The sequence below is a fragment of the Janthinobacterium rivuli genome, assembly GCF_009208735.1.
Taxonomy (GTDB): domain Bacteria; phylum Pseudomonadota; class Gammaproteobacteria; order Burkholderiales; family Burkholderiaceae_D; genus Janthinobacterium.
On record NZ_WFLJ01000011.1, the window covers coordinates 227141 to 247216 of the forward strand.

Sequence of the window (20076 nt, forward strand, 5' to 3'; positions counted from 1 at the left end):
CCCCGTAACGACCGCCGTAATACCCCGCTTCGTTTTTTTGACTCTGAATTGTCGCTATGGGGAATCAAACCGGTCCAAAAAAGCGTGGCATTAGGAGAAAAGAAAACAAAATGTTGGTCTAAACTGGAATGATCTTGAATTCAGAGTTTCTATTCACCTTGAACGGATGCGTAAACGTTGCTTGGATATTTGCATAGATAGCTTTTTGAGATCTCCTCAAATACTCGTACCGCAGATCCATCGGAGTTGCAAAATTTAAATTATAAAAAATATAATTTCATATATAGTGGTTGCCAAAAGGAACCCTTAGGTGGTCCACTGCAAGTTTCGTAAATTATCGTTCCCGCCAGCGCCACAGGAGCGAGCCTAATCCCGGAGCCACCGTGAAACTGAAACTGCCCCCCTTCCTTGCTATACGCTATGCGAAGGCTGGAGACGAGATTCGGCAAATCGAATTCCCTGGTTACCAAGTGGAGGGAACGTTTGCTAAATGGACCGGCGACGTGGGAAGTGGCTTAGTATTTGTACCTGACAAAGTGGCTCTCCCGCATGTCCATCTGCTAGCGAAGAAGCCGAATAGGGACATGGACGGTATGCAAATCATTGTGAGTCCCTTCGACGAGGTTCCCACGTCCGACCTAGATCTTTCGCAGGAAGAATGGTTCTATCCAAGCGAATCCAGCATCGATGTCATCCTTGCCCACCAATTATCTGCCAAAGTAGTCGAGTCATGGCGCGGAGCGTTCTCATATTTGCAGGAGGATGAGGCGCGAGGTATTGTCGGTCTAAGGCCGCCGCAGATTGGTGCGCTGCATGCGATCCAGGCGCATTGGAGTGTGGACAGTGGCGTAGCGACGGTGGTTATGCCGACAGGTACGGGCAAAACCGACACAATGATCGCGGCAGCGGTCTCATCCATCTGCGAGCGAGTGCTCGTCGTCGTGCCGACTGACGCGCTGAGGACGCAGATCGCCGAGAAATTCTTAACGCTCGGCGTACTACGATTAGAAGGGGCGAAGCTTCTTCGAGATTCTGCCAGCTACCCGATAGTGGGAACACTCAAGCATACGCCCGCGACTGCCGAAGACGCGGAGAAGTTCTTCGGCGCGTGTAACGTAGTAATCATTACGAGCGGGATAGCGGCCCGCTGCCAACCAGCCGTCAGGGAGCGCATTGCCGAACTCTGCCTGTAGTGGTTTAATGTACCCGGACACTGATTTAGGCGAGAATGCTCGCCATGGAAGAGTGCATGGCGGATGCCGCCGAAACTCGAGCAGCTTTTGCTTACGCATGGTAGGAGTCTCAGTGAGTGCGACAACGACAATGCAGCAGCATATGAAGAATCGGTTTGCTATTTATACCGACCGGCACCCCATCGCCAGCCTACGCTTTAACTGCCTTGAGGGTTATAACCAAAAGGCTTATCCAAACAAGTCGCCATCGCTAGTAGACAAGGCCCCGCTTGCCTGCTGGCATAGTGTTACCATGATTGCATTGAAAAAACTACCCAGAGGGCCCCATGAGTACCGAAGTTCACGACTATATTTCTGTATCAGCCAAACTTGCCCAGTGGGGGATCAATCCGCCAGCGGGTTTCGCCATTTTGCCGTTTAACTTGGCCGAAGCCCGAAGCACGACCGAGTTGCGTCAGCACGCTGAGTCGGAAACAGTAAAGAAGCTGCTCCGCACCAATAATATCGCCTACAGCGAGGTATTCGATGCGGACAGCCAACCAGCGTATCTTCAGCAGTACGGTTTCGAGTGGTTTGGCCCAACATTATTTTTTACGGCAGCAGCTCTATCGCAAAATCCGTCCGTGCTCAGTGTCAGCCTAGGCATAGTCACTAATTACCTGTATGACCTCTTCAAAGGTGCGAAGAACGGTACAGCATCGCTTGATGTGATCATTGAAAAGGCGGACGGTTCATGCAAGAAGGTTAACTACAAAGGTTCGCCGGAAGGACTTGCTAGCGTTGCGGACATCGTGCGTGAGCTCGGTGGCGACTAGTGAGCACGGAAATGTCAAAAAAGCTGTCATTGCCAGAGCTAATTGAGCACTTCAATGACGGCATTAAGGAAGCCGAAAATTTCCTTTGCCTAGCGCGCTCCAGTCCCTTGCAGCACGAACAGTGTCTGATGCTTGACGTACTACTCTACAACGTTGCCAAGGCAAAGCAAATTGCGGTCACCAATCATAACGAAGACCTTGCGAATCTCTTCCTTGGCTTCGAGTGCGCGATCGGCGCCATGCGCTCTGAAATCATGATGTACGTGTTGCTCAAGCGCGATGATGCCAACGCAGCCTGGGATCGATTAGTCGCCGCACAAATGGGATGCCTTGACGCCATGCGTGCCCACCAAGGGCTTTCCAATTGTGCGAAGCGACTGGCTGATCTACAGGACTTGGAGAGGGTTTTTTTTCCGCCGCAGGTGTTTATAAGCGCCGGTTTCGTGTCCATTAGGCTCGACTGCAGCATCTGCGGCCAGCCAACTTCACAGTGCAATCACCTGCGCGGGCGGCCTTACATGGGCCAGCTGTGTGAATTCATTCATCGGCAGCCACGTGGAGACCATATTGCGCTTGTTGAAGTCCCAGCCGACAAGCGTTGCCGCGTTGTTTCGTTCAAGACGAAGGATGGCCATAAGAACCGTATTACATGGGAACTGACGCCTTACTCGGAGGGCGAAAGCTATAGCGAAAATGAGGTGCTCGAAGTATCAACAATCTTCCTTGCTCTGCAACGCTTTCCGTATATGGAATCCACCGAGAAAGTACTGGGACCCATGACCCCATCTGACCTACTGCCAAAAATAGCGTGATTGCAATCTTGTGCATTATTATTGATAGACACCACCGCGATCACGACATAGATATTGCACGTGGCAACGCCTTTGACCGGGCCATATCCCGCGAGTGGTGGTTTGACATGCGTATCGCTGCTCAGTCATGAACGCTAGTTGATATCGGGTATGGTTACCGGCGGCTCACTTTATTAATTTAGACTCGTTTAACTGGAACGCCGTCAGGGTCGAACTGCCAAACTGTGCAGCATCGGCGTAAGTCGCCAACTTTCAACAACTTCTCTGGGTAGGATGACGGTGGCCTTTCCCACACGCCTTTCGGAAAAACAAAGGCTTGTTCCGTAGCCCCTACTGCGAATGCGTTATTTACGGCGAAAGCCAGTCGGTATTCGTGCTGCCAGTTATAGTCCTCGGTCTTTGACATGGTGATATGTTCAGGCAAAGCCCATTCAACACCGACGTTCTCCCCAGCGTGGTAATACCGTACGGGATCGTGCAACAGGGTTTTGTTCTTGACTGACGGACGCCGCTGCAATGCCGAACGGACTCCGCCGATCAATAGGGCCGGGTTGCGAATCTCAATGCAGATTTTGGTACCGAAGTCGCAGGCAAGATCTGCTGACAATACCGTACTGAGACAGAACACGAAAATATCGTCGCTTTTCGCCCTGGATTCAAACGATCCTTGCAAGTTGGTTGGCTGTGGAGCGTTGTCCAGTGTGAGATCGAGTCCTTCGGGCTTGTGGTGCAGCCATGTACCTTCGTACTTGTCGCCTCTTACTTTCTTCTGTTCGTCTTCCAAGTCTCGAAAATAAGATAGCGAACGAAACAATATTTCGCCCCTCAGGAAGTTGACAACATACTGTGCCGGAATGTATTTGTAGATGGACGACATGCAAGCTCCAGGTAAGCAACGGACATAGCTGCCCATACATTGTATCCCTTAAAATTTCAGAGTGACCGCGTTGACTGGCAACTTCAACGAGCATTGATACCGTTGCAATGAGATAGCCTTGGCCTTCGCTTGAGCGTGGCTGGAGCCTCTGCAGGGCAGGGGAGATAGACAGGCCAGACCCGATCTCGTCGTTGGATCAGGCAGCTACGAGATCGCACGCTAGGAGCCTGGCAGAACCGGTGAGCGATCAAACACGTTGTTCGTGCGCGAAGGATCGTTTGCGCAACGTCCTTAACGTACTATTTTTCCGCTTCCCCTGTTTGCCTCTCATTGCGCAGTGTCAACGTCGCCGCATTGCATCCAAGCAAGAATGGCCCTTGGTCGTTGCTGGGGGGATTCGGATGGGAACAGGCAATGCGTGGCGCGTGTGGTTCGATCTCAGACGTAAAGAGGATGAGCTGAAGTGGGGTGGCCGCTATGGTGGTTCTGGCCAGTCCTACGACAGCATGGGGCGGTCGGCCGACGCCTCCCGCACCGGCTGGGGTTACGAGCAGATGGGGCGGGTAGAGCGCGTGCGCCAGGCGCTGGCCGACTCGGGGCCGTCGGCGCAGCACATGATCGCTCGAGAACTCTCCGGCATCAACCTGTCCTCGATTTGGAGCATCCTCATGGCGGTGTGCGAGGACATCGCCCTGTATTACGGGGGATCGGTGATCGCGGGCGGGTTGATCGGAGGTATCGGCGGGTCCTTGCTGGGCGGCGTCGGTGCTGTGCCAGGCGCTGCTGCCGGCGCTGCTGTCGGCAGTTATGCGGGCAGCGCAGTGCTGTCGCTGCTGGGTCTGAAATCGCTGGTGGAAGGCGTGGCCCAGTCCGTTCCCCAAGCGCTGGAGTATTATGAAAAGGGTTTCCGTGAGGCGTGGGGGCCGACCAGGCAGGACCGGCTGTCGCATTACGGCATGGCAGGGGGTAGCCCCTCGTCGGGGGCGTTCTACCTGGCTCATGGCCATGTCATCATGATCACCACCATCCTTTCCGTACTGCTGGCTTACGTCACCAGGGGCAAGGGCGGCAAGGCGGCGGCGCTGAAGGAGATCAGCAAGAGCCCGCGCCTTGGGCCGAAAGTAGCGCAATGGGTCGAGCAGAACGAGGGTAAGCTGAACAGCCTTCCCCAATTGCGGCCACGCGGCGGCGGGGGCATGGGCCACGGGGAGCCACCACCACCACCACCACCGCGCCGACGCGGCCCAGAGCGGGAAGCGGAGCGCCCCCGGCCCAATGGCATGCCGAAGAAGACAGTGCCGTGCTTTAAGACCAACGGCCTGCCCCAAGGCGGCGTGCCGGAGTTTGACCGCCAACTCGCAGGCCAAGAGGCTGGCATCAATAGCATGACGGTTGCTGAGTATATCAAAGGGCGTGAGGCATTTACGGCCGGCACTTCGGTGCGGGATCCGAACGTGGCGCGAAATGCGAGGGTGGGCTATCAAAATTTGTTGCAGAAAGATGCGTTAGATAGCCTTCGTGAAAAAGGAATGTCTTTCTCGGATGCAAAGGTTGAATCTGCCGCAATAGCTGCCGATAAAATGAAGACGTTGGCAGCATTACATAACCCGGACATGGTAGCCGCAGGGAAGGATAAAATTGGCGACTTCGGGGATCGGAATATCAATTCACGCATCGGTGCGCAATGGAATAAAGGGCAACGCTTGGTTGAACTGGACAGGGCGGCAAACGCAGTTCCGGAAGCTATGCGTGGTAATAAAATGAATGCAAAACTTGAACGATGCAAATGAGGCAAAAAATGGATGAAGACTTCGCGGGTTTCCTGACCGATTTTGGCCCGGCATTCGACAAGCGGTACGTGCCACCGTCAAGCATCGAGCGCTATCGTGGCAAGCTGCCGGATCAGTTGTTGTCCTATTGGGCAGAGCATGGTTGGTGCGGCTATGCCAATGGCCTGTTTTGGACTGTTGACCCACAAGAGTATGATCCAGTACTAGAGGCGTGGATTGGCGATACCCCATTCATGGAGCAAGACGCCTATCACCTCATCGCCAGAAGTGCATTTGGAGAGCTATATTTTTGGGGCGAAAAGACAGGAGATTCATTGGGGATTTTTGCGCCCGGGTCTTACTGCATCCCTCGCAAATCGCGATTCGTTGGCGAGAAAATGGACTTCGGAATGCGACTGTTTTTTGGTGCACTTTCTCGAAAGGCAAATGACTTTGCTGGCATGTTCTCCCCGGCATTAGAAAAACTAGGGCGTCTGAAACATGACGAAATGTATGGCTTCGTGCCGGCCCTCGCCTTGGGCGGCACTTCTACGCTTGCAAACTTGCAGAAAGTGAAGGCCGTCGAGCATTTGGTGCTGCTTGCACAACTCGCGCCATTGGACGTAATTACTTCTCCGCCGCCTTGATGGTCGGATAGTATCCGCGAGGGATGACCAATGCCACGTCGCGGCCATCGGTGGTACGCGACGAATCCATCGGCGCAGGATTTCCGGCAGCATCCTTGCCTTGGTTGTTGCTCGCGTCGATGCAAATGCGCCCGCCGCAGGTGATGAGAATGATCCTGCCGACTCGCCTGGTCAGATCCGCCATGCCCGCTTCCAGTTCGGCCTTATCCGATCGGAGCGCTGCGATCATGGTGGGGCGGGCAGAGTTAATCGACTGATGGCATAGTTGGTAGGCAGTCAGACCCGATCTCGTCGTTCGATCAGAGAGCTCCGAAATCGCACACCAGGAGCGTGGCAGGACATCCAGGCCCCTAATACGATCCACCGGTTTTTCATCTTTCAAGATCCATGGAGCAAGAGAGTCTAAGCTACTGGTGGCGATTCAACTTTTTATCATCGGAAGTAAACTAACCCTAGAGAAGTGTTAATGGGATATTTGAGCCAGCATGGCTGTCGACATTGTATGTAATGCCACCGCCATACTTGTAGTCGTCCTTATGTGCACGAAGGTCTTCAGTGTCCGATTCGAACAGGGTGAAGCGATATTTTTTCTTGAAAGACGCCGTGCCTGGTTGGGTAAGGACCGACAGCTCGGCTATATAATCGCCCGGCAACCAAACAAATCGGTCGTCCATAAGTGCATAAAAGGGCGCTACTAATTCATATTTCGCTTCAACAAGCGTATTTTCTTGGCCGGTCGGTCGTGCCTGAATTTTTTCCCGGATATCTGTTAGCAGCGCTGAAACATTTTTTCGGAAGGCTTTCTCAGTAAATCTGTCATTTTCATTGAAAAATGTGACGCTATGCGTCCAAGCGTCACCCGGGTTGATATTAAATGGCACAAACAAAACTGTAGACGCAGAAGACGGCAGTTCAAAATATTGATTCGATGGCAAATTGGAGATTTCTTTGCCATCACGGCTAATGTCCAACGCCATCGACTGAACGCGTAGCTGTCGGCCACCTGTATTTCGGATACCGACGAGGAGACTAGCATTGGGATTCCCGACAGCATGAGTTATGCGAATACGACTATGCACGTCCACCTCAAGACGTTTTGGCCGTAGGACAATTCGTAACGGAGGAAACTGGGATAGCACAATTGCCACCAACGCCAGGACAGCGGCCCAAAAGGTCCAATCGAAGTAAAGCGGTGTTGGAAGAGCCATCTGGTGCCTTTCTGTGTACGAAACATCAATATAGCATCATAGTATGCCGGTAATTACGTGGCAATCAACCAATACAGTGCCGGACTCTTCGGCAAAGGTTACTACTGTGGTAATTCCCCCATTTTTAGATCGTGCTAAAAGTAGAGGTTAAGAACGCCTAACAAAACCGCTGAATGTATCTCCAGCAGATGAGTATGCAGGCAAGCGAGAGGAATGCCTGGTGGATATCGGCACGGCGTTCGTAGCGGATACGTAATCGGCGGAAGCGGTGCAGCCAGCCCAGCGTGCGTTCGACCACCCAGCGCCATTTACCCAGGCGTTCGCGCGACTCGATGCCATAGCGGGCTTTGCGTGGAGCGATGCCACGGCTGCGCAACCAGGCCCGATGGGCGCGCGAAGCATAGGCCTTGTCGGCATGCAGCTTGGCCGGACGCTTGCGTGGACGGCCGGCAAGCCCTGCCACTGAAGGAACGGCCTCAAGCAGGGGAATCAGCATGCGGGAATCATGTACCTGAGCCCCTGAGATGCTCGCCACCAGAGGCAGACCGCGTTGATCGACGAGCAGATGGTGCTTGCAACCGAGCTTGCCGCGGTCGGTGGGATTGGGGCCGGTATGCTGTCCGCCGAGGGGGGGATGGCACGCTGGCCGAGTCGACACTGGCGCGTTCCCATTGAATCTGGTCGTATTCCCGCAAGTGCTGCAGCATGGCGTCATGGATGCGTTGCCATACACCGGCCTGTTGCCATGCATGTAGGCGCCGCCAGCAACTCATGCCGCTGCCGCAGCCCAGTTCACGGGGAAGATATTCCCAAGGCAAGCCTGTCTTGAGGACGAACAGGATGCCGGTCAAAGCGGCGCGGTCGTCAATGCGAGGGCGTCCGCCTTTGGGGGAAGGACGATATGCTGGCAGCAATGGCTGAATCAGCGCCCACAGGTCGTCAGGAAGAAGGGCTTTGGCCATGGTGGGCTCTCGAAAACGATGTCAGGTGGGTTTGACCAGCATCGCGGCCGTTTGTTTCTCTGGATGTCAGGCGCGCTTACTCGCTGATCGGCACGGCCAAGCTGAACGGTGTCGACCCCGAAGCCTGGTTGCGTCACCTGCTGACGCATATCGCCGATCATCCCGTCAATCGGGTTGATGATTTCTTGCCCTGGAACTGCAACCTGCCAGCAGCCCTTTGAGATCACGCCGCTTCCCAGCGGTGTGACGCCATCATCGATCAAAACGCCCCTGCACTCAATAAGGTGCAGAGTGGACGCTTACGCTGATCTGGACATCAAAAGCATGAATTCTGGTTGAACCGCTTGCCAACCGATCGCACCAAGCCGGTAGAAGGTTCGATATTAAACACCACGTAGCGGCGCTGCGGGCAGACCAGTTCCAGCGACTTCTTGCTGCATTCGAGCATGTCGGTCTTGCGCGTGCCTTGCGGGGTAGATACCGAGACGTCCCGGTTGATGTACGGACTACACTCGAAGCCCTGTTCCGTGGCGACTTTTCTGGCCGCGTCCATGGTCAGGCCGACCGCGTGCAGCTGGTCCACTTCGGCCGCCAGCGTGGCGTCGGAAACGCGGGTGAGGGCGCAGCCGGCCAGTAACGCGCAGGCCAGCAGTGGCAACATCAAACGTAACATCGTCTTTTTTCCTGGCTTTGTAGTCGAGCTACGCAGTGTACTGGAAGAACCCTCGCACTGTGCGCCGCCGTACCGTGCGCCATCGTCGCGTATTCGATAGTGATGGGATGGATATCAAGAAAACTCCGCGCACCGATGCCCGCCATGCGTCGATCGTGCGCCAGGGCCTGGAATGGGCCCTCACTTACGGCCAGCGCAGCGCCGCCGCCTTTCTGCTGGTGCGCAAGGTGCCGCGCCCGGTGGTCGAACGCATACCCATCAGCATGGACTGGCGCGGACGAGCACTGGTGGTGGTCAGACAGTCTAGACGGCGCTGGGAAGACACTTACATTCGTGTGGCTGCAGGCTGAGGTGGTCGGTCCAACTGTCACGCTGGGCATAGTTGCTGATCAAGCCTTGCCCGGCAATGCCGTGCAGCTTTGCCGGCAGTCACCGAAGCAGCCTCAGGGCAATAGTCAACAGCCGGCCACGCCGGCGCCGTGGACCTAATCGACCATCTGCCGGCGCCGTCGCAAGGTCGACTGGCAACGCAGCACTTGGTCGCGATGCAGGTGGCACCGGGCGGCACCGACCTGGTTCGTCAGTTGGTTGATGCGGCCAGCCGGCCCTCGTCAATGGGTTAGAACTTTGAAGAGCATCTGTCGATGCCGCTACGATGCAGGGATTTTTTTCGGAAGATCAATTGCAGGCAATGACATAGCTGCGAGATCGTTTCATGAATCCGGCCGCAAGCGGTGCGGTGCCATTTGGGTTGTTCACAAATTCGAAACGATTTGGGCAGATGCGGGCGGCCTCCCGTTGTGCTTGGATGAAGATACGTTGCTCAATCGAGCCATCGGTTTCGGCGAGTGCTGGAGTGGCCGTTACCACAAGCATATGCTTCCCGTTGCCAATAGTTTCGTGTTGGGCGGCGACGTTCCCCATAACTCCAACAGACCCAGTTCCATTATTCGTAAGATCCGCGTGAGAGCATCCCATCAATGCGAGGGTAATGCTCAGCTTGGCAGAAGTAATCTTCATTATATTCCTCAGTATCTATCAACTTCCATACCACCACGTCGGGCCTTTTTGCGTGCCCCCAGTACAACAATGCCATTCGAAGCCGCGATCCATCCTAGACACATAAAGGCGGTCGTGACCACAGCCTCAGAGGCCTCAAGTTTCCATATTGCCGTCACCAGCCCCATTACGGCGCTGATCACCAGCACTCCAACGCCTGATTGTGCAGCTACTGCACCCGCCCCGGCTTTGTACCAGGCTTCGCGCTCACGGATGAACTGGGGATCCATTTCAGTCATCGTTCAGCTCCACTGTCCTTTTACGATCAACCCGACGATAGCAATTGCGCTTCCCACCAACCACTTCCATTCTTTAGCGCAGAACTTTGCAGAGGTTCGTATCAGACGTGCCGACCAATGCGCCGGCTGATAAGGTTCACCTAAGTAATCATAAAATGAGGTGGGCTTTTCATCTCCCCACCATTTTCGGAACCTGTTCATGCATTTCCCCCGAGATTTATCAACTTGCGACTGGGCTATACCACATTTCATAAGGCTCATCGTCGTCCCCGGTTTTAATGAAACCATGCTTCTCGAAAAAATGCCGTCGTTGGTCGCCGCAACATAACAATTTGATCGGGAAACCTATGATCGGGTCATCCTTAATCTGCTCGAGAAGCGTGCTGGCTTGCCCATGTCCCCGAGCAGTCGGATCGGTGTACAAGAAGACTAATTCAGCGTGCGGTGGTCTGTATGACACTCTGCAGTTTCTAGCGACGACGGCAAAAGTTTTTTCTTGTTTGCGCGTTACTAGATGACCGCTCTTCAATCCCAGGCGAATGTTACGGGGGAAGTCTGGCGACACTTCATCAGTGAACTCGTCGATATGCTGGGCCAGAAACGAAACGATCTCGTCGTCATCCAAACTCTTGAAATCTGTCACAACGTTTTCCTTTGCGTCCTATTGCATGTTGTCGACCGTGCCTCCGAAACCGTGTCGATAAAGGTTCTGCCCTGAGATGTCGACCCTGAACATGGTGCCAAATCGGTAGGCGATTCCGAGCGACAGTAGAGAAGGCTCTTCTGGAACCTCTCCAGCACCACTGAGGAATGGTTTTCCGGCAGTCTTGCCGAAGAAAACCGGAAGGGCTTTTAAGGCAGGAACAGTGCACGCTTGGATGATTTCGGCAAGCTTCGCGAATTCCGGTTCTGTAAGCTCGCTCCGCGCGAGCGCTAAGACAAGGCGACCAACAATCTCGCATTTAATTGGCTTTTGTGCTTCGAGCAAGAGCGCCATCAGTGTGTCAGAAAAGTCATCGGCGAATTCGCGATTCGCTTCCATTTTTTCGGCCAATTGCTGGAGGCTTCGGGTATTCCCTTCCGCTACTGCGGTCATGAAAGCCATGCAATTTCGTTTCAGTCGAGCTTGGGCGAATGCATCCTTCACGCTCAAGACTTTCACCGCGAGAGACACGACAGGAACATCGTTAAGAACTTTTGACGAGTCTAGGGCTTCCATCGCTACGTCTGCTAATTCTGCAATGGTGTCGCGGGATGCTTTGATCGTATTGAGCACTGCTGGGAGAAAGTGAGTCATGCAATTTCCTTGCGCCAGGCTCGCTCGATCGCCCAAATCAATTCGTTGATATCTGGCCCGAGTGTGACTACCCTTGCTTCACTACCGAGATCAATAAGGTATTCCCGATCGTCGCCCTTGATTGAAAAAAAGATATCACTGCCCGATTTTCGGAAGCTTACTTTGCTTTCGTCGAGCTTGTTGCTAGTCGCCATATCTTTTCCGAGTTAAATTTTGACAGAAGGATGCAACTGGTGGAGCAGGTGAATCGCTGAGATCGCTATGTCCTCGTCCAGCATACCCTGTCCCATCCACGCCGCTAACGGCGCGGTCAAGTGGAAGGCAAACGCTTCCGCGTTTCCGTCGCTATGGTGGAGCGCTAATGCAAGCGCTTCATTCAATGCCTTCATAGATTCAGTTTGCATTTAATTTCCTCGGTGGCCAGCACGGCGCTGGCCTTTTCATTGCACCAGGCCGCGTCATGCACGGCCATGTGTGCTGCTGGGCGTTTTCCAATTCAAGTGACTTTGGCCGTTCTCATCAGCTTATTCCCCCTTCTGCAGCGCCGTCCACCGATGGCCCCATTCGTTGACGGAATTGCGAGACCGGCTTTTCTCGACTGGGAAGTACGTCACCTGATACTGGCGGCCGTTGTGCGTCACGATCGATTTCGATTGGGCGCTAGGATACAGCCGGTCCAGCTCCGCATCGAGCTTTTCAGCCTCGGTCATTTCCAGTATGCCCAGGCGCTTCAGTTCAGCCGTAATCATGCGCACCTCTCTTGCGGCGCTTTTACGTTGCGACAGGTGCTTGTCTGGGTTATTGCTGCTGTCATTCGAAAATTTGTCGTTCCAGTCCTTGAGGTTTGCCTCGGCTGCGGCCAGGCTCTCCAAGTTGTACATTTTTCAGGCTCCTTAGTTGACCGTGGCTTGGTCGCACTATCACATCACAAAGTGCACGTCGCGCTGCGCAGGCCGAATCCATTACTTTCCTTTCAGGCCGAGGGCGCTCAAAGTACGTCGTCGTAGTCCTCGGTTGCAAGTGCTCCCGTAGTTTTGCACGACGGACACTCAACTGTGACCCCGGAGCTACTCTGGAAGAAGAATCCGCCATTTAGGCGTGTCTGGCTAGTCAAAGCGGTAAAGACGTGACCGCATCCACATTCAAATTTCGCGTATTCAAGGCCCCCGAGCAACATTGCGGTCCTGCCGTTAGCAATTGGGGTATAAGGCGAGCGCGTCCGTTGTGCTTCCAATATCTTCAGAGTCATTGTTCTGCCTTTATTCGATGTCGCCGGCGGCCGGCCGGCTGGTGGGCGCCCACGGGGCGCGGGCTATTTTCCTTGGTACAGGCTGCGGGCGCTCTTAGGCTAGTATCATCTTAGCGCGTGGAGACGCCGTGAATGTAAAACCCGTGGTTGCGGATTTCCGCTTGTGCCGCTCTGGAATCGAGCGCGAAAGGGTTGGATGTCAGGTCCACATTAACCTTCCAACTACGGACTCCAACGTAGTCCGTATCCGGTACTTTGATATTTGCAACCGATGCACCGGCTTCGACCGACAAATACTTCGTCGGGTCGACGTTGCTTTGATAGATATCGATTTTCATGGGGGTGTAAGCATTCTCCAGATCGGAGTCGCCCTTAGAAGAGTCGTATTTGAAGCCCTGACACTCCATTTCATATTGAATCGTCCAACGTTTTTCGGTGCTACCATCTTTGTTGCGTGCAGCATGTTCTGCACCCTTAAACGCTTCGCTTCTTGTAGTCATAATTTCCTCTCTTGCCAGCACCGCGCTGGCCTTCTCATAGCACTAGCCGCGTCTAGCGCGGCTCTGGAACTGCTATGGGCGATTCTCCTACCTAAACAATCGCCTGCCGGACGGATTCAATCAGGTCTCTTAGAGCGCGAGCGCGCGTTGCTTTTTTCTCGATCTCATTAACATAAATACGAAGGAGAGGCAGTCGCGGTTGCTCTGCAAAGGCCTCGTCGACAAGTTCCTCGGCCCACATAGCGGCCGTATCTGCGTCATGTCCCGTTACCTCGCGTAACACCATCATCTCCAATTCGGTAACGAGGCGCTGTAACTCATCCATACTGTGTTTCCGAAATTTTACGTGTTGAATATACTTAGCAAAATGTACAGGCCGCCGCTTGCAAAAAAAGTCCACGCTGCGCCGACTACACCCAGCTTGACACTACAAGACTTCCTCCCGACGTAGAGCCCGCCAATTGTTGAGGCTGCTAATGTCAAAATCAAAAATCCGATCGCCACGAGATTTCCTTAGTTCCGGCATAGGGCTGAATCGAGTGCATATTTATCCGCTCTCAAGGCGGCCTTTCAATCCCCGGTTGCCGGCCGGTACGGTGCGCGAGGCAGCGCGGTAATTTCCGTTAGTCGCAGCTGCGGATAGCGTCCTTAATTTTTCGCTCGGCATCGCTAAGCTTCGCATATGCGTGAGGGAGATTCCCTCCCTTCTCCAGCTCGCCGGCTATTGCTGCTTTGGCCGCTTGCAGATCTCGAAGGGCACGCTCCAAATCTCGTTTGATATCCATATTTTTCCTTCATTGCCAACACGGCGTTGGCCTTCTCTATGCACTAGGCCGCATCATGTGCGGCCGTAGGTGCTTGGCGTACGTTTTCCTATAAGCCAAACGGCTTTTTTGTACCAGGCTTACCAAGACCCGTCACACCACCTATTTCTTCTCCATCGGTACCCGCCTGTTTAGCGTTTAAGCAATCCTTCCGAATTTGAATACGAGCTAGGCCGGCAGAGTCTAGATACTTGCAATTTTTCGCGCTTGGTGGCGTCAACGGGCACTTAGTGTAGCGGTCTGGACAAGACATAGAATTTCCTTGATGACTACCAGCTGACTGTAATTGACCGGTTAAGGTACTTGCTAATGCCGGTCCCAGTTGGTTTGTTACTTACGTCGTTCACAAAGTACCCCAACGCTTGAAGCTCCAAGATTAACTGAGGGAGCTTGACCGCCCCCCCATAACCCTCAAAAAACGTAGAGTTCTTTCCTTGCAGAGCTTCGCTTTCGATCTTCGCCAAGGCATCATTCAAGGCGGAAAGCACTCCCTGCACAATGGCGTTACGGGCTTTAAGTGTGAGAGCGTTTGCTTCCACTGCGGACATAAAGTGTGACATTAAAATTTTTCCATTCCGGCAGCCGGCCGTCGCAGGCGCATGTGGCGCTTTCCTCGTAGCCGGCACCATGCCGACCCTCTCACTGGAATTGCCGGCTCATGGCCGGCGTGGGTAATGCTGGGCGTTTTCCTTGGTGATTAGGCTAACCGTCGAACTCGACGCTTGACTTTCAATGCTTCGAGGATCCCACCATCGAAGTAGTAGTGAACGCACTCCTTGAAATATCGAGCGTTATCGACCGATTCGAATTCCAGAATTACGGAGCCGTTGTCATCGAAGAGGTCATTGGTGATCCCAGAGATACTTTTAAACCCTTCGAGTGCAACCTTGAGGCCTCGGAGCATCCCTGCGATCTCGTCACGATCCCCTTGTGGTACGTCGTCCATGTTGATCGAGAGCTTTGGCAAGTAGTCTTTACCAGGTGGAGCGAAATCTTCTTTAATCTTCATCATCTGTTTTCCTTGAGATTTCGATCAAATATTTATAGGCGCGAGCGATGACACTGTCGATTCGCGTAGCAAAACGTAATGGACGCCGTTATCGCACCTCCCTGAGTGGCAACTTGCAGGCATATGACCATAGATCATCCAGACGCCAAGAGCACCTAACCGGAAATTGCGTTGATTCAACGTCATGACGTCGAGAACAGAGTTGAGCGCATCCCACGCTTTGGTAGTTTGCGGTGGCATTTGCTTCCCGGCTTCCCCTAACAGAAATTGAATCCGTAACCTGGCCTCATCACTCTGATCGGCAATCGTCGTTTCAAGGTTGATGGTGTAGCGTGGGTCCGCATTGACTTCAACCCTATAGATTGCACCGCCTGGCCTGTAGTAACAGCGAGCAACTTCATGTTCCTGCGTCAGATAAATGCCGCGCCCAAAGATAGGATTGGACGCGCAGCGCCGGTATTCAAATTGCGTAAACAGTTCGCTGCTGCCGTGATAGAACTGTCGAGGGAAATCACAGATGCTGTGCATGCTATTGGTCGGAGTCACGCTATCGTTTTCCGTGGTCAGTATTCGTTGCCCCCTGCGATACGCACATCGCACCACACTATCTAGAAAACGGGTTAGTACGGATTGTCCTCGCGCATGCGCTCACGGCAGCGTTGTAAAGCTCTGATGAGAATATCGAGTTGAGACTGGCGCGTGGCAAGGGGATGCTCCGCTACAGCAGATCTTAAAATATCATGATGATCAATCCAGAACAGGCCATTGGTCTCGAGGAATTTCTGATACTCGTCATCTGACATCCTGGCCATGGTAGGGATATCTACCGCTTCGATCTCGATGGTGCCTTTGTAGGTCGACATAATGTCCTTGGTTGAGTGTTTAAGAATCGAGGAGAGTGATAGGATTTTCTCGCTGGCCTACACCGCGCTGGTCTTCTCGATGCACCCGGCCGCGTCTTGCGCGGCCGTGGATGCTGCTGGGGTGCGTTTTCCTTGCTAGCTTTTGAACCATTGAGAAGTTTGGTCTTGAGAGCTGAACTTCGTCTCAAAAGAAGTCACATCGGATGGTTGAATACTGACCTGCAATGTAGTCATGCCGTGATCTCGCAGCCAAGCAAAGCGATGTCGGCCGTTACTAAACCGCACAAAGCCGTCGACGATGCACACTTCCGGCATCTCCACATGGCTCGCTGAAATTATCCATTTCCCAAAATTTTCGTACTTCCCAGGCATTGCACTATCACCGCCAGCTCCAATGTATTCATTCTTGCTGCGCTGCCATTCGCGCTCCAGTTTGGCGACGGACACCCAAACGGGAACATCCCCAGACTGTGGAAGCGCTATCGTCCATTCAATTTTCATTAAACATCTGGATTCACTTTCACCCATAACTTTCCAATATCTTTTTATGTGAAAAATTTAGCGCTTACGGGAAAGCAGTAAGCCCTCAACTAACAAGGTATCGTTCCAGTGTTTGAGGTTTGTCTCGGCTGTAGCCAGGCTCTCCAGGGTGTACATTATATCGGGCTCCTTAGTTGATCGCGGCTTGGTCACGTCGTCCCTTCAAGTCCACCTCGGCGCTGCGCAGGCCAAGGCCATTACTTTCCTATCGATTTCAGGTCTCAAATTTTGTGCTTACATTTCGGCTTCGTCAGGGGTTTCTCTGGTACCTTCGAGTCAAGCTCATAGTAGCCCTGCTCAACGAGATAGTCCGCGTATTCCTTTGGAACTCGTTGGAGGCCACATTCTGCACAGCATTCTCCTGCCATGGTATTCAGGAAAGATGCACATTCCAACAACTCACCCGTGCACGGTGCATTCATAATTTCTCCTCGCTGGCCAGCACGGTACTGACCTTCTCATTACGCCAGGCCGCGTCGTGCGCGGCCGTGGGTGCTGCTGTGGGACGCACCTGAGGGCGTTTTCCTTGTGAACCAGACACTGATGGATACGCGATTGTCCGCGCGCTTTAAAACTTGGCCTGCCTAAAACATCAAGCACCACCAAGAAGCATTTACTTGAGCGGCTAATTCGTCTTTACCAGGGCTTATCTGGACAAGAAATTTCGATTTTTTGCTCAACAAATTTTGGCAATTGCAGTCCAGATTTTTCTGAAAGCGAAAAATCCGTTCGTACAATCTTCATGCATTTGTTTTCAATGGATTTGAGCACCGCTGTTCCATGCCAAACTTCGCTAGTTACGAGCTTGCCATCAGGCTTTATGCCTGCAACATAAGGTACAACTTTAATAGCCGACCCTACCATTTCCACATAGCCTGGGAAGCCATCTTTTACAACCTTTGGGATGGCGGTACGCGACGGCGTTTGAGCAAACGCGCACGTATTCAACAAGTCTGCAATCTGAACGAAACAGAGCTTTTTCATGTTTATCCTATTTTGCATGGCTACCGGCCAGCTATCGGGCGCACCAGGGCGCGTGTTTGTTCAAGCGTTTAAAACGCGTGCAGCCTGGCGGCGAATACGCCCGGCTACGCGCTTCGGGGTCTGGCCGACCATGCGCCAGTCGTCATATACCAGGCGATGACAAGAGCGGCCGTCGCGGTGTCCGGCGCTGCGATCACGGCGTCCAATTCGGTGCTAACATCGGCCCACCATTGCGCGCCCTGTTCTTCGCCCATGGCCGGATGTACGGCACGATGATAGATTTCAATTGTCTGGTCCTGGCGCATGATCTTTTCCGTGGTCAAGGTTGGGGAACGTTCGGGATCTCCAACCACTCGTCTTGGCCGGTACGCCGGGACCACATAGTTCCGTCATCGCACAGTGCGAAAACCTGCACATCGACCGATTCCACTCGATACACCTGATCGATAATGGGGCGTTGAACAGGTGCCATTTGAATAACCTTGCGCGTCTTCTTAGTACGGTACTTCTCTTCAGGGATATCGCCTTGCATTATTTCTCTCGTTGTTCGGCTTCCGGCCGGGGCGGGCGCCGGGGCGGCGCTAGTTTATATTCCTCGGTGCCGATACCGGTCGGCTGTCGGACGCCAGCAGAGCGCATTTTCTGGGTTAAGTTTGTTAATCTGCTCGGGGTTGCTTCTTCGCTTCCGCGAGCACTTCGGAACCAGCTTTCGAAAGCTCATCGCCATCGAGCAGACCACGCCTCCGCAATACCGTCGCCGTCGCGTAGCCGAAAATGCAAACGGGCCCATCACTTGACTTGTGGACAGGTGAAGGACTTGCGCCGTTGGCCGCTGGGCCAGTAGCCGGTGTAGCTCCTATTTAAGCTCCCAATAATCTGCCTTTTGTATTACGAAAGCACGCTTTTGAGGCGCTTCGTTATGCATGACCAGGCTATGCATGTCGTTTAGCACAGCCACTTCGGCACTTACAAACGCGTGTCCCAAGGCTGTCAAATTCGTAGTGCTGACGTCAATGGTGTCGATGTTTTTGACAATGACGACTGGCGGGCGCAGTCCGGCTCTATCCTGCCCAGGGGCGATCTTTTTCGACCATCTCAACGCTTGGTCGCCATCGGACACGTAGAGCGAAACCCGATCGGCAATCGACGTGAACATCCCTGCGTCCTTCTTGAAACGTGAGGTATCCACATCGGGGGCAGCCAAGATGATTTGCCCGAAGCGCAAACCGTTCCGGATTGCCTGCTGCATCTTCGGACGATACATTGCCCCCAGGAGCGCGTAGTTACCCATGCTGTGGGCAATAAGATGGACCTTAGTGGCATGCGATTGCTCTGCAACCTGGAGAATGAAGTCGGCAATGCTGTCCTCGCTCAGATTGGCCATATCCTTGTCGATGAGGTACTTGAACAGACCCCCTTGCGACGGCCAGCTGAAAAACGCCGTGGTCGGAATCTTCAATTGATAGCCAATGCTGGCCGCGCGTTGCGCAGCTTCCTTATAGGTCGTGTTAAACCCGTGTAGATAAATCAGAACGTGGCGCTCATCCGGCCCTTGGCTCATCACTTCTTTTCTAATCTCGGCAGCGAGTGTTTCTGCGCTAACGCTGTTCGGCTTGGTTAGCCGCAGCTTAGCTTCCGAAGTACGGAACAGCCGCGCGAAAAATCCCATGCTGGCCTGTTTTTCAAGATAATCGGCGGGAATCTCAGCGTACAGGCTGCCATAGTGGACTGCTTTATTGTCCCATTTTGCCGAGTAGTCGACGACCTGGCCCTGAGCGGTGACCGGGACTCGATTGGTCGCATACCAGAGCTTGTAAAAGTAGGGTGAACCGGCAGTTGCCGGACCGGCCTCAACAGGGGGGACGGTGACAGGTACGGGCGGCGGCGGTGGCTGCATTTCCACCGGGGATGGCGCGGGTGGTGGCGGTGGCGGAGGCGCTACTATGGTGGTGCAACCGGCGATCGCGAAAACGACAACGACGCAGCATTTACGCAGCGCGAATGCATGTTTCATTGAATTCCCCTTCTTGTTGTTGGCGTGTAAGTTGAACGCATCTGCGGGACCGCCCGCGCTTGCACATTGTATAACTTTTTAATCCCGTAGCCAGAAATGCATTCGGCCCGTCATTTTCTGATTTCTAAGCCGCTTGGTTCCTTTTGGTTCAAGGGCCGCTTGCGCGGCCTGCCAGAAGGTCCACGCACACCTTTGCTCCCGGCGGTCGCCCTCCGCGAGCAACAGAAGGATAGTTCCCAGATGGAAGCAGGCCATCGACCGAGCTCTGCCGGTGGCCATTCTTGCCGGCCACTGCAATTGGCGGGCGACGCCAGCGGATCCAACCTCCGGATGCAGCACTCTGCCCTAAACGGGCAAAGTCCCGTTCTTAGAGCGCAGCAACAACAGGGATTAGATGGCCAAAGTAAGCTTCTGTTTCGGCGTGATGCCGCAGGCGCATGCTAGGACGCACGTGATGAGAACTTCACCGTCAGCGCGTAAAATCCTTGCCCTCATCGATCGCCTCATGCAAATGATGGGCCAGTGCCGCTATAGCGCTAAGA

At 53.7% G+C, this 20076-nt stretch carries 29 protein-coding genes and 1 pseudogene; 7 read left to right on the plus strand and 23 right to left on the minus strand.

The annotated features are described in order from the left end of the window. Positions 1 to 383: 383 nt before the first annotated feature. From GCN78_RS16880 to GCN78_RS16890, 3 genes are all read left to right on the plus strand, one after another. On the plus strand, positions 384 to 1193 hold the full coding sequence (locus GCN78_RS16880; protein WP_152252720.1) for a DEAD/DEAH box helicase family protein: 810 nt from the start codon (positions 384 to 386) through the stop codon (positions 1191 to 1193). A 326-nt stretch (positions 1194 to 1519) separates the two neighbouring features. Further along, positions 1520 to 2008, plus strand: a complete 489-nt coding sequence (locus tag GCN78_RS16885) for a hypothetical protein (protein ID WP_152252721.1) — start codon at positions 1520 to 1522, stop codon at positions 2006 to 2008. Between the two features lie 11 nt (positions 2009 to 2019). Next, complete coding sequence (locus tag GCN78_RS16890) at positions 2020 to 2820, plus strand: hypothetical protein (protein ID WP_152252722.1); 801 nt, start codon at positions 2020 to 2022, stop codon at positions 2818 to 2820. 178 nt (positions 2821 to 2998) lie between these two features. On the opposite strand, the gene GCN78_RS16895 is transcribed toward GCN78_RS16890, so the two are convergent. Next, complete coding sequence (locus tag GCN78_RS16895) at positions 2999 to 3697, minus strand: hypothetical protein (RefSeq protein ID WP_152252723.1); 699 nt, start codon at positions 3695 to 3697, stop codon at positions 2999 to 3001. Positions 3698 to 4098: 401 nt separating this feature from the next. Between GCN78_RS16895 and GCN78_RS16900 the strand changes: the two genes are divergently transcribed. After that, positions 4099 to 5487 carry a DUF6861 domain-containing protein gene (locus GCN78_RS16900; RefSeq protein WP_152252724.1) on the plus strand — a complete coding sequence of 463 codons (1389 nt, stop codon included), beginning with the start codon at positions 4099 to 4101 and terminating at the stop codon, positions 5485 to 5487. 8 nt (positions 5488 to 5495) lie between these two features. Next, positions 5496 to 6113: a GAD-like domain-containing protein gene (locus GCN78_RS16905; protein WP_152252725.1), complete on the plus strand. Its 618-nt coding sequence runs from the start codon at positions 5496 to 5498 to the stop codon at positions 6111 to 6113. Here the strand turns inward: GCN78_RS16905 and GCN78_RS16910 are convergent. The 3 genes from GCN78_RS16910 to GCN78_RS16920 all read right to left on the minus strand — a co-directional run bounded on the left by GCN78_RS16910 (position 6094) and on the right by GCN78_RS16920 (position 8283). Continuing rightward, positions 6094 to 6297, minus strand: coding sequence for a hypothetical protein (locus tag GCN78_RS16910; protein WP_152252726.1), 204 nt, complete (start codon positions 6295 to 6297; stop codon positions 6094 to 6096). The two genes, GCN78_RS16905 and GCN78_RS16910, sit on opposite strands and share 20 nt — an antisense overlap. A gap of 268 nt (positions 6298 to 6565) precedes the next feature. Then, entirely contained in the window at positions 6566 to 7321 is a 756-nt protein-coding gene (locus GCN78_RS16915; protein ID WP_152252727.1) for a hypothetical protein, read from the minus strand. Positions 7322 to 7478: 157 nt separating this feature from the next. Then, a protein-coding gene (locus tag GCN78_RS16920; RefSeq protein ID WP_226939677.1) for an IS5 family transposase occupies positions 7479 to 8283 on the minus strand; the annotation gives its coding sequence in 2 pieces (ribosomal slippage) (positions 7479 to 7946 and positions 7948 to 8283; 804 coding nt in all). Positions 8284 to 8360: 77 nt separating this feature from the next. On the opposite strand from GCN78_RS16920, the pseudogene GCN78_RS16925 reads away from it, so the two are divergent. After that, positions 8361 to 8504: pseudogene (locus GCN78_RS16925) on the plus strand (transposase domain-containing protein); the annotation flags it as partial. Between the two features lie 95 nt (positions 8505 to 8599). On the opposite strand, the gene GCN78_RS16930 reads toward GCN78_RS16925, so the two are convergent. Continuing rightward, positions 8600 to 8956, minus strand: coding sequence for a hypothetical protein (locus GCN78_RS16930; RefSeq protein WP_076567848.1), 357 nt, complete (start codon positions 8954 to 8956; stop codon positions 8600 to 8602). A 107-nt stretch (positions 8957 to 9063) separates the two neighbouring features. On the opposite strand from GCN78_RS16930, the gene GCN78_RS16935 reads away from it, so the two are divergent. After that, complete coding sequence (locus GCN78_RS16935) at positions 9064 to 9306, plus strand: hypothetical protein (RefSeq protein WP_152252729.1); 243 nt, start codon at positions 9064 to 9066, stop codon at positions 9304 to 9306. A gap of 328 nt (positions 9307 to 9634) precedes the next feature. Here GCN78_RS16935 and GCN78_RS16940 read toward each other — a convergent pair whose 3' ends face one another. From GCN78_RS16940 to GCN78_RS17020, 18 genes are all read right to left on the minus strand, one after another. Next, on the minus strand, positions 9635 to 9976 hold the full coding sequence (locus tag GCN78_RS16940; RefSeq protein WP_152252730.1) for a hypothetical protein: 342 nt from the start codon (positions 9974 to 9976) through the stop codon (positions 9635 to 9637). Between the two features lie 8 nt (positions 9977 to 9984). Then, positions 9985 to 10254 carry a hypothetical protein gene (locus GCN78_RS16945; protein ID WP_152252731.1) on the minus strand — a complete coding sequence of 90 codons (270 nt, stop codon included), beginning with the start codon at positions 10252 to 10254 and terminating at the stop codon, positions 9985 to 9987. Positions 10255 to 10474: 220 nt separating this feature from the next. Beyond that, positions 10475 to 10897, minus strand: a complete 423-nt coding sequence (locus GCN78_RS16950) for a GNAT family N-acetyltransferase (RefSeq protein ID WP_152252732.1) — start codon at positions 10895 to 10897, stop codon at positions 10475 to 10477. 18 nt (positions 10898 to 10915) lie between these two features. After that, complete coding sequence (locus tag GCN78_RS16955; protein ID WP_152252733.1) at positions 10916 to 11551, minus strand: hypothetical protein; 636 nt, start codon at positions 11549 to 11551, stop codon at positions 10916 to 10918. Then, complete coding sequence (locus tag GCN78_RS16960; RefSeq protein ID WP_152252734.1) at positions 11548 to 11745, minus strand: hypothetical protein; 198 nt, start codon at positions 11743 to 11745, stop codon at positions 11548 to 11550. Before GCN78_RS16960 ends, GCN78_RS16955 begins: the two co-directional genes overlap by 4 nt. A gap of 12 nt (positions 11746 to 11757) precedes the next feature. Then, positions 11758 to 11955 (minus strand): hypothetical protein, encoded by a 198-nt coding sequence (locus tag GCN78_RS16965; protein WP_152252735.1) that lies wholly within the window; start codon positions 11953 to 11955, stop codon positions 11758 to 11760. Between the two features lie 120 nt (positions 11956 to 12075). After that, positions 12076 to 12432 carry a hypothetical protein gene (locus tag GCN78_RS16970; protein ID WP_152252736.1) on the minus strand — a complete coding sequence of 119 codons (357 nt, stop codon included), beginning with the start codon at positions 12430 to 12432 and terminating at the stop codon, positions 12076 to 12078. A gap of 478 nt (positions 12433 to 12910) precedes the next feature. Further along, positions 12911 to 13300 carry a hypothetical protein gene (locus GCN78_RS16975; protein ID WP_152252737.1) on the minus strand — a complete coding sequence of 130 codons (390 nt, stop codon included), beginning with the start codon at positions 13298 to 13300 and terminating at the stop codon, positions 12911 to 12913. Between the two features lie 91 nt (positions 13301 to 13391). Beyond that, the gene (locus tag GCN78_RS16980) at positions 13392 to 13625 is read right to left on the minus strand and encodes a hypothetical protein (RefSeq protein WP_152252738.1); all 234 of its coding nucleotides are present in this window, start codon (positions 13623 to 13625) and stop codon (positions 13392 to 13394) included. A gap of 298 nt (positions 13626 to 13923) precedes the next feature. Continuing rightward, the gene (locus GCN78_RS29370) at positions 13924 to 14085 is read right to left on the minus strand and encodes a hypothetical protein (protein WP_193316766.1); all 162 of its coding nucleotides are present in this window, start codon (positions 14083 to 14085) and stop codon (positions 13924 to 13926) included. Positions 14086 to 14821: 736 nt separating this feature from the next. Then, positions 14822 to 15136 (minus strand): hypothetical protein, encoded by a 315-nt coding sequence (locus GCN78_RS16985; protein ID WP_152252739.1) that lies wholly within the window; start codon positions 15134 to 15136, stop codon positions 14822 to 14824. Between the two features lie 21 nt (positions 15137 to 15157). Beyond that, positions 15158 to 15679 (minus strand): hypothetical protein, encoded by a 522-nt coding sequence (locus GCN78_RS16990; RefSeq protein WP_152252740.1) that lies wholly within the window; start codon positions 15677 to 15679, stop codon positions 15158 to 15160. A gap of 74 nt (positions 15680 to 15753) precedes the next feature. Continuing rightward, positions 15754 to 15996 carry a hypothetical protein gene (locus GCN78_RS16995; RefSeq protein WP_152252741.1) on the minus strand — a complete coding sequence of 81 codons (243 nt, stop codon included), beginning with the start codon at positions 15994 to 15996 and terminating at the stop codon, positions 15754 to 15756. Positions 15997 to 16131: 135 nt separating this feature from the next. After that, positions 16132 to 16524, minus strand: coding sequence for a hypothetical protein (locus tag GCN78_RS17000; protein ID WP_152252742.1), 393 nt, complete (start codon positions 16522 to 16524; stop codon positions 16132 to 16134). A 648-nt stretch (positions 16525 to 17172) separates the two neighbouring features. Beyond that, on the minus strand, positions 17173 to 17520 hold the full coding sequence (locus GCN78_RS17005; RefSeq protein WP_152252743.1) for a hypothetical protein: 348 nt from the start codon (positions 17518 to 17520) through the stop codon (positions 17173 to 17175). Positions 17521 to 17624: 104 nt separating this feature from the next. Then, positions 17625 to 17825 (minus strand): hypothetical protein, encoded by a 201-nt coding sequence (locus GCN78_RS17010; protein ID WP_152252744.1) that lies wholly within the window; start codon positions 17823 to 17825, stop codon positions 17625 to 17627. Between the two features lie 14 nt (positions 17826 to 17839). Further along, on the minus strand, positions 17840 to 18052 hold the full coding sequence (locus GCN78_RS17015) for a hypothetical protein (RefSeq protein WP_152252745.1): 213 nt from the start codon (positions 18050 to 18052) through the stop codon (positions 17840 to 17842). 324 nt (positions 18053 to 18376) lie between these two features. Then, complete coding sequence (locus tag GCN78_RS17020; protein ID WP_152252746.1) at positions 18377 to 19534, minus strand: alpha/beta hydrolase; 1158 nt, start codon at positions 19532 to 19534, stop codon at positions 18377 to 18379. Between the last annotated feature and the right edge of the window lie 542 nt (positions 19535 to 20076).